The sequence below is a fragment of the Lutibacter oricola genome, assembly GCF_900106565.1.
Lineage (GTDB): Bacteria > Bacteroidota > Bacteroidia > Flavobacteriales > Flavobacteriaceae > Lutibacter > Lutibacter oricola.
In genome coordinates this window covers 86,263-102,423 of record NZ_FNNJ01000002.1, presented here as the reverse complement: position 1 = coordinate 102,423, position 16,161 = coordinate 86,263, and the positions used below count along the sequence as shown (strand labels likewise).

13 protein-coding genes are annotated in these 16,161 nt (G+C 28.8%); 2 read left to right on the top strand and 11 right to left on the bottom strand.

Going from position 1 to position 16,161, the window contains the following annotated elements; translation table 11 throughout:
- The first annotated feature begins 47 nt into the window (after positions 1-47).
- Positions 48-686, top strand: a complete 639-nt coding sequence (locus BLU40_RS05145) for a DUF937 domain-containing protein (protein ID WP_090120637.1) — start codon at positions 48-50, stop codon at positions 684-686.
- A 109-nt stretch (positions 687-795) separates the two neighbouring features.
- On the top strand, positions 796-1,104 hold the full coding sequence (locus BLU40_RS05140) for a DUF6787 family protein (protein ID WP_090120635.1): 309 nt from the start codon (positions 796-798) through the stop codon (positions 1,102-1,104).
- Here BLU40_RS05140 and BLU40_RS05135 read toward each other — a convergent pair.
- From BLU40_RS05135 to BLU40_RS05085, 11 genes are all read right to left on the bottom strand, one after another.
- Positions 1,101-1,373 (bottom strand): hypothetical protein, encoded by a 273-nt coding sequence (locus BLU40_RS05135; protein ID WP_090120633.1) that lies wholly within the window; start codon positions 1,371-1,373, stop codon positions 1,101-1,103. The genes BLU40_RS05140 and BLU40_RS05135 overlap by 4 nt on opposite strands.
- 49 nt (positions 1,374-1,422) lie before the next feature.
- Positions 1,423-2,058, bottom strand: coding sequence for a M48 family metalloprotease (locus tag BLU40_RS05130; protein ID WP_090120631.1), 636 nt, complete (start codon positions 2,056-2,058; stop codon positions 1,423-1,425).
- A gap of 78 nt (positions 2,059-2,136) precedes the next feature.
- Complete coding sequence (locus BLU40_RS05125; RefSeq protein ID WP_090120628.1) at positions 2,137-3,162, bottom strand: DUF5018 domain-containing protein; 1,026 nt, start codon at positions 3,160-3,162, stop codon at positions 2,137-2,139.
- An 86-nt stretch (positions 3,163-3,248) separates the two neighbouring features.
- Entirely contained in the window at positions 3,249-4,568 is a 1,320-nt protein-coding gene (locus BLU40_RS05120; RefSeq protein ID WP_090120625.1) for a RagB/SusD family nutrient uptake outer membrane protein, read from the bottom strand.
- Positions 4,569-4,578: 10 nt separating this feature from the next.
- On the bottom strand, positions 4,579-7,875 hold the full coding sequence (locus tag BLU40_RS05115) for a SusC/RagA family TonB-linked outer membrane protein (RefSeq protein ID WP_090120624.1): 3,297 nt from the start codon (positions 7,873-7,875) through the stop codon (positions 4,579-4,581).
- 13 nt (positions 7,876-7,888) lie between these two features.
- Positions 7,889-10,423 (bottom strand): zinc-dependent metalloprotease, encoded by a 2,535-nt coding sequence (locus BLU40_RS05110; protein ID WP_090120622.1) that lies wholly within the window; start codon positions 10,421-10,423, stop codon positions 7,889-7,891.
- 98 nt (positions 10,424-10,521) lie between these two features.
- Complete coding sequence (locus BLU40_RS05105) at positions 10,522-12,147, bottom strand: sensor histidine kinase (protein WP_090120619.1); 1,626 nt, start codon at positions 12,145-12,147, stop codon at positions 10,522-10,524.
- A 17-nt stretch (positions 12,148-12,164) separates the two neighbouring features.
- Positions 12,165-12,935: a LytR/AlgR family response regulator transcription factor gene (locus tag BLU40_RS05100; RefSeq protein ID WP_090120615.1), complete on the bottom strand. Its 771-nt coding sequence runs from the start codon at positions 12,933-12,935 to the stop codon at positions 12,165-12,167.
- Between the two features lie 149 nt (positions 12,936-13,084).
- Complete coding sequence (msrA, locus tag BLU40_RS05095; protein WP_090120612.1) at positions 13,085-13,711, bottom strand: peptide-methionine (S)-S-oxide reductase MsrA; 627 nt, start codon at positions 13,709-13,711, stop codon at positions 13,085-13,087.
- A 41-nt stretch (positions 13,712-13,752) separates the two neighbouring features.
- Entirely contained in the window at positions 13,753-15,108 is a 1,356-nt protein-coding gene (locus tag BLU40_RS05090; protein ID WP_090120608.1) for a M28 family peptidase, read from the bottom strand.
- Positions 15,109-16,131 carry a threonine aldolase family protein gene (locus tag BLU40_RS05085; protein WP_090120604.1) on the bottom strand — a complete coding sequence of 341 codons (1,023 nt, stop codon included), beginning with the start codon at positions 16,129-16,131 and terminating at the stop codon, positions 15,109-15,111.
- Positions 16,132-16,161 lie beyond the last annotated feature (30 nt).

Sequence of the window (16,161 nt, the reverse complement as noted above, 5' to 3'; positions counted from 1 at the left end):
TATTTTATATATTTTTAGCATAATATTAATCAATTAAAAAAATTAAAATGGCAGGAATTTTAGACTTACTGAATAGTGATTTAGGAAAAACTCTTATTAGCGGTGCTAGTAAACAATTTGGACAAGATGAAGGAAAAACAGCTAATGCCTTAGGCGCAGCACTTCCTTTAATTTTAGGTGCAATGAAAAACAATGCTTCATCTCCTGAAGGTGCTGCAGGTTTATTAAGTGCTCTAGGAAACGAAAAGCATAGTGGTGGAATTATGGATAACTTAGGATCTATTCTAGGTGGCGGTGGAGTTGATGAAGATGTTTTACAAGATGGAGCTGGTATTTTAGGACATGTTTTTGGTGGTCGTGAACAAAATGTTGCACAAGCTGTTAGTAAGTCTAGTGGAATTGATTTAGGAAGCGCAATGAATATTTTAAAAGTTGCTGGACCTTTAGTTATGGGAGCTTTAGGAAAAGAAACACGTCAACAAGGTGTTGCTGACCAAAATGGAATTGGAGATTTATTAGGTGGTATGCTTGGTGGAGCTTCAAATGAACAACAAAGTTTAGTTTCTAAATTATTAGATGCTGATGGTGATGGAAGTATGATTGATGATGTTGCTGGAATGTTACTTGGCGGTAATAAAAAACAAGGTGGACTTGGTGGTTTATTAGGTGGATTATTTGGAAAATAAACAACTGCAATAAATATTAAAAAAGGTTTAGCTTTAATTAGCTAAACCTTTTTTTTTGCATTTTTATATTTAAAATTAAAATGTATTTTTGCCTCGCTAAACTAAAAAAATGGAAAAACTTAAGCAACGTTGGGGTGTTACTTCGAACTTTCAAATAATTCTAATCCTTATTGTGTTTTCAATAAACGGTTCTTTTGCTGCTTATATAGCTAAACCATTAACAGAATTTATTGGGTTAAACTCCGAAACAACAAACCCTTGGTTATTTTGGCCTGTTAGAATTATTTTAGTATTTGCTGTTTACCAAACTACGCTTCCTATTTTTGGTTGGTGTTTTGGTCAATATACATTCTTTTGGAATTTTACTAAAAAAATGCTTTCTAGAATTGGTTTTAAAAGGTTTTTTAAAGAAGATTAATCCTTTCCTTTTTTTATTAAGTACTTATAAACCCACGTTAATGTAAATGTTGGTAAAAAGTCAGTTCCAAAAAAACCTGCTTCTTCCACAAAAGTTACCAACCCACCTATTTTACCTTCGGTGCCTTTATACATTTTATATATTAAAAATGCCGAAGCTGGTGCCCAAATTACATCTGAAAATTCTCCTACTACTGGAATAACAAATGATAACATTCCAATACCATCAAACAAAAGTCCTAGTAATAGCAATTTATATTTTTTACTCATATAATTGTTTTATTTAAAATCTATAATACAATAAAAATGCCAAAAATGGTTAATCCATCTTCCAAATTTTAATAAATAACAATTTAAATATTTCATTATTATTTACTCCATTGCACATACTTAAGTATTCGTTTAGAAATTTAATTCTATTTATTCCTGAAGGATGGGTAAAGGATTGTGGTCCAAATAGGCTTTCTAAATAATTAAAATTCAAAATTAAAGCTTCATTTTGATCTGTTAATTTGGTATTTATTAGATGAAATGCAATTAAATCTGCCAAATATTCAGATTTTTGGTAATCATTAGTTTCTGTTCCTTTGGGAATACTACCCTTTAAATTAAATAAACTAGCTTGTTTTAAGGTTACAATATGTGCCAACTCGTGCGCTAGAACAAAAATTTGAACATCCCTTTTATTTGAGTTTATTAGTCCTTTACTTACTTCAACATAACCAAAAGATGCACCTGCGTTTATTGTTAAATCTTTTTCATCTACAACAAAATCAGTAGGTATTTCTACATCAAATTGTTTAAATAAAGGTATTACTACTTCAGAGTACGTTTTTATTAATAAATCTTTATTGGACAATACTTGTTCGTTTTCGTTTGTTATTCCAGAACTTGTATTACAGCTATTAACTACTATTAACAACACTAAAAAAACTATGTTATGGTATTTATTCATTTTAATAATTTTATAAAAAATAAGCACTCTAATTAGAGTGCTTATTTAAATTAAAAAAAGGGGTTGAGGTTGATTTAATTATTCCGCGTAATACGTAAATGTTTTTGTAACTGTTGCAGCTCCATCAAAATAAGTGTATGAAGAATTTAAAGGGTAGTTATCTGCATTATACTCATATGTAATATCTGCATCAGCAATTGTTCCTGTAATTGGGTTATTTGTATTTACACTTTGAACTCCAACTTTAATTGCTGCAAAAGCTGCTGGATAAACTCCTTTAAATGGGTTGTTTTTATCATCATATGTAGCAACATAATCTGATCCATATTTGTTTTCAGTTAAAACGTTTCCGTTTTCAATAGTAAATAAAACTTCAGAAGTTGCGTCAGAATCTGTGTGGTCAGTTCTTACTTCAGAAGTTAAATCTCCATTTGTATTATAAGTATAAGTATATGTATGTGTTAAAACATCATCTATTTTGTATACTCCAGCAATAATTTGTCCGTCAGCATTATATTCATAAACTGTACTTTTTGCATCCGCTTCAACTTTAGTTTCAATAACTTGGTTTTTATCATTATAAATAAATGCAGTTACTGTAGTAATCATTGTTCCCCAATCATCTTCTTCTTTTGAAGTTTCACTTACAAAATTAGAAGCAGCATACGTATAAGTAGTTACAGAATTTTCTCCCCAAGCATCTGCAACTGTATATGTTTCAATTCTAGATCCACTTCCAACTTCTCCACGAACATTAATAATAACATTGTAAACTTTGGTAGATTCACCATCTTGTGCCGTTACAGTAAATAACGTTGGCTCTCCATCCACATATGTTACTGCTGCTCCTGAAGCTGGTGAAACCGTTGCGTTTTCAGAAACACCAATTGTTGCAACTAAATTTTCTAAACTTGTTTGAAAAGGTACACTTATAGTAATTGTGTTTCCTAAATCATACGTTACATCATCTGCTGTTAAACCTTCAAAATTGATTTCGAATGCATCTATGCTGTTTAAAGTTGATAATACGTCATCGTCATCGCTTGAACAAGAAACTGCAACAACAGCTACAAACAAACATAAAATTGAATAAATTTTTCTCATAATTAAAATATTTAAAATTGTTTTTTATCTTTTTTATTATTAATTACAACTCACAAGATAACAATGAATTATAATGTTTTTATTTATTATAAATTTGGATTATTAATAATTGCGTCATTTGGAAATGGAATTACATACCTGCTATCATTTTGTTCTAAAACATATAATACTCCATTAAAAACCTTCTTTATTTTTGGCTGAGTTGTTCGCTTTAAATCATTCCACCTGTGCCCTTCAATTGCAAATTCTCGTTTTCGCTCTTCTAATACTTCGATTAATAAATCTGCAGAGTTTAATGAGTTTAACTTCGTTTTGTATGCTTCCCAACCTAAAGCTGTATATCTATTTTTAGCAAATTCTATTAATTTTTGTTTAGCCAAATCATCTTCTCCAAGTTGAGCCAAACTCTCTGCAATAGTTAAGTATAACTCAGATGTTCTATAGGAGCATTTAAACTTTGTATCTGCGCTTTTATTTGAACTATAAGTTCCGTCTGTATTTTCTGAAAAATAAATTGAAAAACGTAAATCGTTACCTTGTATATAACTACTAATCAAGTTGTCTGAAATTGTTGTATTATTAGCAATATCGAAAGAAGCTATTTTTTCTAAAGCTAATATAGATTCTACCGAACTATACTCAGAAGGTAAGATTGAAATATCCGAATTCAAATCTTGTATATCTCCATTAATAACCAAAGCTTCAGTTGCTACATTTATTGCCTTTTGCCATTCTTGCATATATAAATACACACGAGTTTTAAATGCTTTAATAGCTACTTTAGAAAATCTATAATTATAACCTAATTCTTGTTTTTCTACATTTATTAATAATTCAGCAGTTTCTATATCATTTAATATTAAAGTATAAACAGTTTCTATTGTTTGAACTGGATAATTTTTATCTGAATCATATTCTGTAGTTATTGGCACTCCTAAATCTACACCTGCTGTAGCTTTATTATATGGTTTTGCATACATATTAAGTAGTTCAAAATATTGCATAGCTCTTAAAGCATAAGCTTCACCTAATAACTGCTCTTTTTCTAATTGAATACCTTCAATAGTTTCCGAATTATTAATTATATGGTTTGTATAAAAAATTGTGTTATATAAACTAGCATACGGAAAAGCACTTGTTAACGGACTTGGATTTAAATCATTCCAAATAAAAATATCTTCATATTGCTCTATACCATTTACGTTGCTATCTAAGCTTAACTCATCTGCTCTATAAGTTGTAAGTACTTTATATTCTTTTGAAGTTGAATAAGCCGATGTTAAAAAGCTTCTATACTCTTCTACCGATTTTGGTATTACTTGACCTACAGGTTCAATATCTAAATAATCATCGCAAGCAATAAAAGTTAGAATAAAAATTAGATATATGTATTTTAAGTTTTTCATTATTTAATTTTTAAAAAGAAAGATTAAATCCTAGTGATATAATTTTAGGAATTGGTTGAGAATAAATACTACCATATGTTTCTGGATCAAAAAAACCATCGTAATTGGTACCTAGAACAAATAAATTTCGTCCTTCTAAATTGAAATTTAAGCTTGCTATTTTTAATTTTTCAAGATATTTTTTTGGCAAAGCATACCCTAATTTAATGCTGCTAATACGCACATATGAAATATCTTTAACCCAAATATCTAGGTCGTTATACGTATTTCCATCATCTGATGAGTTATACCAAGTATATACTAAATCGGTATCAAATCCTGGTGTTGTAAAACCAATTAATGCTGGTAAATTACCTGTACCTGCTTTTAAAATTTCTGTACTATAATTTTTACCTGGCTCAACTAGTGTTGGGTGATAACTTGGAGAACTTTTAACAGTTTGCTTTATATTAAAACTAGTAGAAACTCGTAAATTAAATTGTTTATACTTAAAATTATTTATAAAACCACCACTAAATTTTGGAGTACCATCACCAACATAAGAATATAAGTTTCTATGCTCTTCTCTAGTTAATTGACTTCCGTCTGTTCCATTTTCTAAATTGTAAAAATCTACAGCAGAAACCTTTTTGCCATCTTTCCAAAACAAAGGCAAACCATTACTATCTATTCCAGCTGTTTTAATGGCAAATATTGCATTTACACTATATCCTTTTATTGATGGTTTAAAATCTTCTTCTCTAATTTCAATTTCATCAACTAAGCTTTTATTATGAGATATGTTTAAACTCGTTGTCCATTTAAAATTTGGAGTTGTAATGTTTCTTGTATTAATTGCCAATTCGAATCCACGATTACTAACTGTTGCCCAGTTTGTATTTATAAAATTATAACCACTTTCTAATGGTACTGATTTTAACCCAATTAAATCTGTACTTTTTCTATAGTAATAATCTCCAGAGATATAAATTTTATTTTTTAACAATCCTAAATCAAAACCAACGTTTGAAGAAACTGTTTTTTCCCAGCGAAGCTTACCATTAGGAGCATTTAAAGCTCTTATTGTTTCTTCTGTTACACCTGGTAAGATACTTGTTGAATAATACTCTCCAACAACAAATGGAGATGTTGTTTTATCTATATTACCTTGAACTCCATATGATCCTCTTATTTTTAAGTCGTTAACCACATTTACATTATCCATAAAGGCTTCTTTAAACACATTCCAAGAACCTGCCAAAGACCATAGTGGTAAATATTTATATTTAGGATCTACTCCAAACAAATTAGAACCATCATACCTTAAACTACCAAAAACAGTATATTTTTTATCATATGTATATGAAGCTGTTCCAAAAAATGACGCATACGCATTTTCGTTGTAGGTTTTTTTATAAGTTTCAAAAGATGAATTTCCTAAAGCTCTGTCGTCGGTTATAGGAGTAGTTGTTAGAGTATTAGAGTTAAATCCAAATCCTTTGGTGTGTATTTCAGTATTTTCATTTCGTCTAAACTCTGTACCCAACATTATATCTAACTCATTAATATCATTAAAAGAGGTATTATAATTAGCGGTAGTTTTCCAGTTATACTGAAAAGCATCTGTATCCCAATTTTGAATAATTCCTCCTTCTGGTAAAAAATATGCGTAATTAGTACCGTCTACACTATATCTAGATTTTTGCTCGTACTTACGTGTGTAATAACTATTTTTATCTCCATATTTTTCAGTTTTATTAAAATCTAATTGCAACCCTAATTGACTGTAAAAATGAATTTTATCGTTTAATTTATAGTTAACATCAAAAATTGATTTTATAGAGTTTGAAATTAACTCATAATCCGTATTTTCTCTCTCTTCTAAAATATTGTAATCTAAATTTAAATCAGATCTTTCAATCAAATCTGGATCATATACATAGTTGCCATTTTCGTCTTTAACTTTTAAATAAGGATTTGCAGTTCTTGAATAATACGACGGATTTGTATAAGCATCTGCACCAGTTATATAAGAGTATGTTTTGTTTTGACTACCAAATAATGCTACACCTACTTTTAACTTATCATTAAGTGAAAAATTATTTTTTAATGTAATATTATAACGTTTTTGACCAGTTCCTTTAGTGGTTCCTTTCTCATCAAATAAACCAGTAGAAAAATAATAGTCGCTTTTATCATTTCCACCTGAAAGACTTAAACTATACTGTTGGTTTAAAGCCATTTGATATATTTGATCTCCCCAATTAGTATTCGTATTTTTTAAATTGTTAATTGCATTTTGAGCTTCACTTGAAATACTTAAAAAACCATTGTTACTAAAATTATCGTACTCATTAAATGAATTTAAAATTCTAGCTACTTCTCCTCTATCTTGCTGATATTTTAAATCTGAACGACTTGCCAACATTAACTCAAAATCTACTTTTTGAGAAGAATTCATTAAATTTAGTTTATCAAAATCAGGCTTTTGAGTTATAAAAGAAGTTGCATTGAAATTAACTTTCATATCTCCTTTTTTTCCTCTTTTACTAGTTATTACAATAACTCCATTTGCTGCCCTTGCTCCATAAATTGAAGTTGCCGAAGCATCTTTAAGTACAGTAATACTCTCAATATCTTCAGGATTTAAACCTGCAATTGCATAAGATTCTAAATTATCTATATTATCTTTATCCGTATAATCATCTGGAATATCACTGCCTTCTAATGGAATACCATCTAAAACCCATAAAGGCTCTGATGAACCACTTAATGTTGAAGTTCCTCTAATAGATATTTTTGCAGGTGCTCCTGGCGCTCCATTTGTTGCTTGTATAACAACTCCAGAAATTTGTCCTGTTAACATTTGGTCTACATTTGCAACACCAGCTTGTTGAATTTCTTCAATATTAACCTTTGCATATGAAGATGTCATTTTACGTTTCTCAATTTTTTGATAACCTGTTAAAACAACTTCCTCCAACATTTCCGATTTTTCTTTCAGCTTAATAATTAACCCCTCACTAGTAGATGAAACTGCTATTTTTTCAGTTTCAAAACCCATATATGAAACCAAAATGTATTTAATACCTTCTGATACTTTTAATGTAAACTCTCCATTAAAATCGGTTGTAGAACCTAGCATTGATCCTTCTATAACTCCATCAATTTTTGTTTTATTACCAATAATTGCTGACGATACATAAACAGAAGCACCAACAATTGGCATTTGCATAGTAGCATCTAATACTTTCCCGCTTATTACCTTTTGTTTTTGTGCAACTAGTAAACTAGGTATAAAAATTAATAGATATATTAATTTCTTCATTATTCCTTTTTATTTAATTATTCAAATTATATTCAATTCTTGCTATCATATCACTATAATGTTCTTTGGTAGCTCTATCTCCTTTATTTTTCTTTTTCTTAAAAAGTTTTAATGCTCTTTCCAATTCGGCTCTTTTATTAGAACCAACATCTGACACTCTTGGGATGTATGAAAAATGTATATTTTTAAAACTGTTAGAATTTTCTGAAATGGTTTTCTCTTTTGTTTTTTTAAGCAATGTATTTCTATCAACAGTCAATACATCTATGTAGTTTTTTTGAGTCATTCTCTCAAACATATCTAAAGATTTACCCTTTATTGTTTTTGTAAAAACGGCTTTAAAAAGTGTATCAAATAAATATTGCTCTGTAAAAGCAATTTCATTTTTACTTACAAGCATCTCATTCTCAACTATTCTCATTAACCTATCGGTCTTTAGCAACGCATAAATTACATTTGTTTGATAAATACGTAACATTGAAATTGGTGAATAGTAACGCTCACCATCAGGTGCATCTCTAACAGCATAAACTTTATTAATAATATCTGGTGTAAACAACCATTTTTGTGGTAGAATTGCATTGTTTATTAAATAATCTAAAGCTTCTTTTTGGGTTGAAGTTGGTACAGCATTAAAAGTATTTTTTCCATCGCCATAAACTGTATTATTTATATAAACACCACCTATATTAGCCATTACATGGTTGTTATACAATTCCCATTGGTCTATAACTGCTTTATATAATTTTGAAGCTTTGTAATACGTTTGCCCTTCTTCTTCTGTCCATTCAATAATATTTGGTATAATTCGTTTTAAATTCAACAAACCATATTCACTTGCTTTAACTGCATTGTTTCCTAAATCTTCACTTTGAGATCTTGGATCTACAACTGCAGTGCTACTTTGCTGTGGTCCATAAAAATATTGAGAATCATTTTCGTGTTTACGAATCCATTTATTTAATATTGGTAGCTCTTCGTGAGCTGTTTTACCTTCAATCCATCTATACCCCCAATTGATAGCGTATTTATCATATACTCCTATTTTTGGAGTAATATCTACAACATTATCTTCTGGTTGCGCAACGTAATTGTAACGTGCATAATCCATAATTGAAGGAGCTGTACCTCCCATTTTTGAAGTAAATGAAGGTGACCTTAAAGAATCAACAGGATAACTAAAAGAAGCTCCCATATTATGTTTTAATCCAAAAGTATGTCCTACTTCGTGAGAAGAAACAAAACGAACTGCTTCACCCATATGTTCATCTGAAAACTTATTAGAACGAGCTTTAACATCAATTGGACCTGTTTGTACGCGCATCCAAGCATGTAAACCTTTCATTAAATTGTGCCACCAAATAATATCAGACTCTAAAATTTCACCACTTCTTGGATCTACTATTGAAGGTCCCATTGCATTCTGTTTTTCTGAAGCTGCATACGTAATTACAGAATATCTAACATCATCTACATCAAAATTTACATCTTCTTTTGAAGGATATTTAACTTTGATTACATTTTTAAAACCAGCTGCTCTAAAAGTTACATCCCAATCATAAACACCTTTTTCTATATAAGACCTCCATTGTTTTGGCGTAGCAGGATCTATATAGTAAACTATTTGCTGTTTTGGTTCTACCAATTCACCTTTATTATATTTTGCTATATCTTCTTTTTTAGGCTCTAATCTCCAACGAGTAATCATTTTTCTAGTTTCAACTTCGTGCTGAGCATCAGAATAATAATCCATTGGTTTACTAAAATATCCTACTCTATCATCAGCAAAACGAGGTTTCATTATTTTAGTAGGCAGCAAAACTATATTTGTTGTAATACCTATTGAAAGTGGCAATGCTGCACTACCTCCTTCACTTACAGATGTTGTTATTAAAGATTTAACAACAATGTTTTTTGGAAACGATTTTATTGCATTAATTTTAGATAAGTTTGTTTTAACACTTCCTCCCAGACCTGTATTTGCTAGAATATCACTAAAACTTTTCTCTTTGCCATTAAAAATTTTATTCACTTTAATAAAAATTGAAGTTGAATCATTATTCTTTGCTTCAATTTTAAATTCTTCAATAATTGATTCTCCAAAATTATCGTTTACAGAAAGTGAAATTGCATCATTTTTGGGTGATTGAACTCTTGGGTTTATTGTTTTAGCCCAAACTTTATTTAAAACAGTATCCTTATAAAACCTAACTAATTTAGTTTCATAATTCATACCTTTATTTAACCCGTGTCCATTTAATGAAAATGGTACACTAGATATTTTGTTTACAACTAATAAATCTTTTCCTAATAATGAATCCGGAATTTCAAAATAGTAGTCTTCTTTAATAGAATAAACATTAAAAAGGCCTTGCTTAACTTTACCTTCTTTTATTAGTTTTTTATATGATAATCCTGCTGAGCTTTCACTCTTAACAGTATCTTTCTTTTCTTTATCTTGACTTAAACTTTTTTCTGAAGTTAAAAGCAACACAAAAATTAATAAAAACTTAAATACAAAACAGCCTTTTATATAGGAGTTCTTCATAAACTACATTTATTATATTGTTGTAAAGATGCCTACAAATAGGTGCTTAATAAAAAAAAAGAGAGTGAACGCATAAAAAAACGGAGTGAAATTTGATTTTATGACAATAAAGGCAGAAAACATTTAAACTTATCATCAATAACTTCAGTTTTAAATGAATTAATCTGATAATACTCGTAACTATTTTTCAAATAATTTAATCCAATATGATGGCTGTTTTCATCTTTAGTTTTTCTTGGATTGTAATTATTTACAACTTCAATTTCTTTGCTATTTATAATAATATCTATAAATAGTGGTTTTTGCTTAGTAAACTCATTGTGCTTTATTGCATTTTCTACTAAAGTTTCTAAAGATAAAAATGGTATTTTTTTTATTAAACTTTGCAAATTACTATTATCTACTATACTTACTTTTAAACTGCTTTTAAATCTAATTTCTTGTAAAAATATATACTGTTTTAAAAATTCTAATTCATTTTTTACCGAAATTAGGTTTCCACTCCTATCGTCTAAAAGATACCTATAAACATCTGCTAACTTTAAAACAAATTTTTGAGAAAGCTCTTTGTTTGAATCTATTAATACGTGTAAAGAATTTAAACTATTAAATAAAAAATGAGGATTCATTTTTTTCTTTAATTGGTTTAATTGCAAAACAGCATTTTCACGTTGGTATTTTTCATTTGTATTTACAAGGTGATCTTTCTCTTTTACAATTTTTAAATTTTCTGAAAATTCTTTTCTTAGTTGAAATCTGGAAACTGCTAAAAGCAACATAAAAATGCAAAAAGCCAACATACTTATCCAAGAAAAATAACGCTTAATATTAACTAGAGATTCTTTTAAATAAATATCAACAGGAAAACTTACTATTAAAATTATGTATGATTTTCCAACTTTTACAGAGTTATAATATCTTAAAACTTCTAGCCCTAAAAATTCTGATGTTACTTTATCTTTTATTAACTCTTTTTGGTTGACTCCAAAATTGGTTCTACCTAAATTATTATTTAAAACCTTATTAATTGAAATATTTTCAAAAAAACTATTTAATGGTTTTCCTATAAAATCTGTTTCGGGGTGCAATACACAAATACCTTTAGTATCTGTTAACACAGTATATCCACCTTCACCTTTATAATTTTCGGAAAAATATTTCCAAAAACTCAATAAATTTATATCATACCCAGTAACAACAATTTTTCCGTTTGCTAATTCTTTAGCTATTATTTTTCTATTATATACATTGCCATCTTTATTTACAACATCATTAATTGAAGTTTCAAAATTAATAAGTTTTAAAACTTTAATTAAATTAATAATTTCACGCTTATATTCAGTGTTTGCATTTTCAGAAAAAACAATATCTTCAATCTTTTCATCTACTAAAAAGCAAACAAAACTATTATTAATATTATTATTCGAAACAGCCAAATCATTTGTAAATAGCAATTTTTCTTTTAGGTTATTATCTGTTATTTTTTCTGAATTAGCTATAATTTTTTCTGAATCAATTAAAAAACTATTTAGTTGATTAAACTCAAAATCAACTATATTTTGCTTAGATTTTAGGTTACCAATAACAATATCTTCAATTAAATTTTCTGTAACCAATGTAATTTTAGGCGTTATTAATGCATTACCTAAAAAAAATATTACAATTAAAATTATACTAATATATAAGTATTGCTGATGTTTTTTTACCCTTAAAAGAAATTTCATATACCCTTATATTTCAACTAGTAATTAAGCCAATTTTTAAAGGCGTTGATATTTCTAGAACTTACCAAAATAACCTCTGTTGAGTTTGAAGTTGGCTGCAACTCAATTTTTAATCTGTTTTGGCTGTATTTAAAAATATTTTTAATAGCATTATGCCTAACAATATATTTTCTATTTATTTTAAAAAAATCTTTGTCAGATAATCTATCTTCTAAGTTAGAAATTGTTCCTTCATACAAATAACTTTCACCACTAATAGTAAACAGAAATAAATATTTGTCTTGTGCCATAAAATAAGCTATCTCATTACTATTAATAGATATTAATTGCTCACCTCTCGATACTAAAAAACGTTCTTGATCAATTTTATTTTCGTTTGTAGAATTTAATTGCACTAATAAATCTTCAAGCTTTTTTGATTGATTTTCAATGGAAAAATTATAATTTGTATACTTTAAAATAGCATTATTTAGTTTTTCTTTTTCATAAGGTTTTAACAAATAATCTATAGCAAAAAATTGAAATGATTTTATTGCATATTTATCAAATGCAGTTGTAAATATTATAGGTATATCAATTTTTAAGGCTTCAAATATTTCAAAACTTTCGCCATCACCCAAATGGATGTCGCTAAAAATTAAATCGCAAGTATTGCTTTTAAACCATGCTATAGATTCAGCTACACTTTCGAGCCTTTTAATTATATTAATAGAATGTTCACTTTTCAATAGCAATTTCTCTAAAGATTCAGCAGCTAAATCCTCATCCTCAATGATAACGATATTCATCCTTTTACTTTTTAAAGAAATTATAAATAAACTAATTATTCTCAAATAATTAGAATCGACAAATTTAAGTTATTTCAACAAAAAAAACACCCTTATTTAAGATAAAAAAGATGCTTTTGTATTATTAATTAAATAACTATAATAACTCGTTATTTTTTCAATTTTCCTTTAAATTTTTTGATAAATTTATCTAACTTAGGATTAATAACTGCCATACAATAACCTTGAGTTTTATTGTTATTATAATAATTTTGATGATAATCTTCTGCTTTATAAAAAATGTCTATTTTGGTTACTTCGGTAACAATAGGATCTTCAAAAACCTTAGCTTCGGTTAAAGCCTTAATATAGGCTTCAGAAATTATTTTTTGAGTTTCAGAATGATAAAAAATACCTGACCTATATTGTGTACCAACATCATAACCTTGTCTATTTAATGTTGTTGGATTATGCGTGCTAAAAAACACATCTAACAATTCTTCAAAAGAAATAACCGTATTATCAAATTTTATTTGAATAACTTCTGCATGTCCTGTTGTTCCTGTTGTAATATCTTTATATGTAGGATTTTTTAAATCTCCACCGGTATAACCAGATTCCACTTTTTCGACTCCTTTTAAACGTTGAAAAATAGCTTCGGTACACCAAAAACAACCATTTGCAAATGTTGCGGTTTCTAGTTTTGTATTCATTTTTGTTTTTTTTGTAGTAGTAGTTTGCGCATTTACCGTTATACTTAATAACAAAGCAAATACAATTGAAATATTTTTAATCATTTATTGTAATTTTAAGTTGAGTCGTTAAACTTTAAAAAAAATTACTGATTATTTGGAATTAATTTTCTAGGGAATTGAATTATGCTTTCTGCTCCATTTTTTCCAACACTTGCAACCCCAAATAAAAAATTATCTATTACAATATTTTTTAATGTATAATCATTAATATTACCTACAAACCTACTAAACTCCCATTGTGGAGCTGTGGTATTTCTCCAATAAACTTTATAACCAACTATATCTTTATCATTAGAAATATCCCATTTTAATCTAGTTGAAGGTTGAACTGCTCCAGCAATCATAACATTTTTTGGCTCAATTGGTGCCGCAGCCAAAGATGCTAATGTTAAGCAATTAACAGCAGTTAATTTTGCAGCATAATCAAAATTTACACCTTCTACAACATCTCCATAATCAATTCCATTCTCTGTTCTTATATCTTGGTGTTGACGATTGTAATTTTCGTGTGTTTCCATTATTCTTACGCCTGTAAAACCAGCATCGTTAAATGGTTTGTGATGTCCACCACGTCCAAACCTATCTAACCTATAAACCATAATGGCATCTAAATTTGTCATATAATCATCTGTTAATTTGTCAATATAACGTGCTAATTGTCTAGACGGCCCGTCAATTTCACCTCCAAAATAACGCATTCTCGCTCTTTCATTATCAGTGGTATTCATTGAAATTGCTTCAGAAAAAACTCTAAATGTAGAATTATCTATAACACCATCAATACCTTTAATATTACCAATCATATCATTATTAAGCACCGCAATAATATCCCAATTATTCTTTTTAGCGTGTTCTGCTAATATTTTGCCACCAAATAAACCTTGTTCTTCGCCAGACAATCCAACATAAATAATTGAAACCGGAAACGTATACTTACTTAAAACTCTTGCTGCCTCTAAAGCTCCAGCAATACCTGTTGCGTTATCATTAGCACCTGGAGAAATAGCTGTATAATTATTAACATCACTTACGCGAGAATCAATATCTCCAGACATAATAACATATCTATTTGGGTATTTTGTTCCTTTTTGAACTGCTACAACATTAACAACTTTAGTATCAACAGGAATTCTCTTACCATCAGCTTTTATTATTTCTCCAACATAGCTTACTTCCAAACAATTTTTACAATCCATTGAAATATTGTCGAATTCTGATTTTATCCATCGTCTTGCTGCTCCAATACCTTCTGTTTTTGAAACGGTATCAGATAATGTGTGTCTTGTTTTAAAACTAACTAATTTTTTAATATCATTTTCTATATTTTTAGCCGAAGTAGCTGTTGAAATTTCTGTTAATACTCTATCTATTTTAGATTGCGAGTTACACGTAAAACTAAAAATACCAACTAAAATTAATACAGTTTTAAAACTTTTCATTTATATGTTTTTTATGGTTAATACAACTCTTTCTAACATTTCTTCGGTAAAATTTAAATGTGTTACCATACGTAACTTACCACTACCCATTGAAATTATTTGAATACCTGCGTCATTCATTCTGCTTATAAAGTCTTGCTCATTAATACTATCTATAACATTAAAAATTACAATATTAGTTTCTATAGGCTCCACACTTTTTACAAGTTCACAATTTTGTAAGGTTTTACCTAAAATTTTTGCTCTTGTATGGTCTACTGCTAAACGTTCCACATGATTATCTAAAGCATAAATACCTGCTGCAGCTAAATAACCTACTTGACGCATGGCACCACCCAATAATTTTCTAATTCTTAAAGCTTTAACTATTGAAGTTTTACTTCCTATAAGCAAAGAACCAATAGGTGCTCCTAAGCCTTTTGATAAACATATTGAAATAGTATCGAAAACTTTACCATACTGTTCTGGAGTTTCTCCTTTTGCAACAATTGCATTAAACAATCGAGCACCATCGAGGTGCAATGCTAAATTATTTTGATTACAAACTTTTCTAATTTTTAAAATTTCTTCAAAACTCCAACAAGCACCACCACCTTTATTAGTTGTGTTTTCTATAGCTACCAGTCTAGGATAAGCTTCGTGAATACTTCCTCGTTCACCAGCTACTATTTCTTCTAATTGACTAGCAGTAAACATTCCTCGTTCACCATCTATTAAATGACTAGAAACACCTGAATGAACTGCAGCACCACCACCTTCAAAATTATAAACATGTGCCCATTTATCGCAAAACATTTTATCACCAGGCTGCGTATGTATTTTTATTGCCGTTTGGTTTGCCATAGTACCCGATGGAAAAAACAAAGCATCTTCCATACCAAACATTTTGGCTATTTTTTGTTGAAGTTCAATTACAGTAGGGTCCGCATTAAATACATCATCACCAACTTTGGCTTGCATCATAGCGTTTAACATTCCTTTTGTTGGCACAGTAACAGTGTCACTTATTAAATTAATTTGCATAGATTAAAAATGAAAGGTTATTTTTGTAGT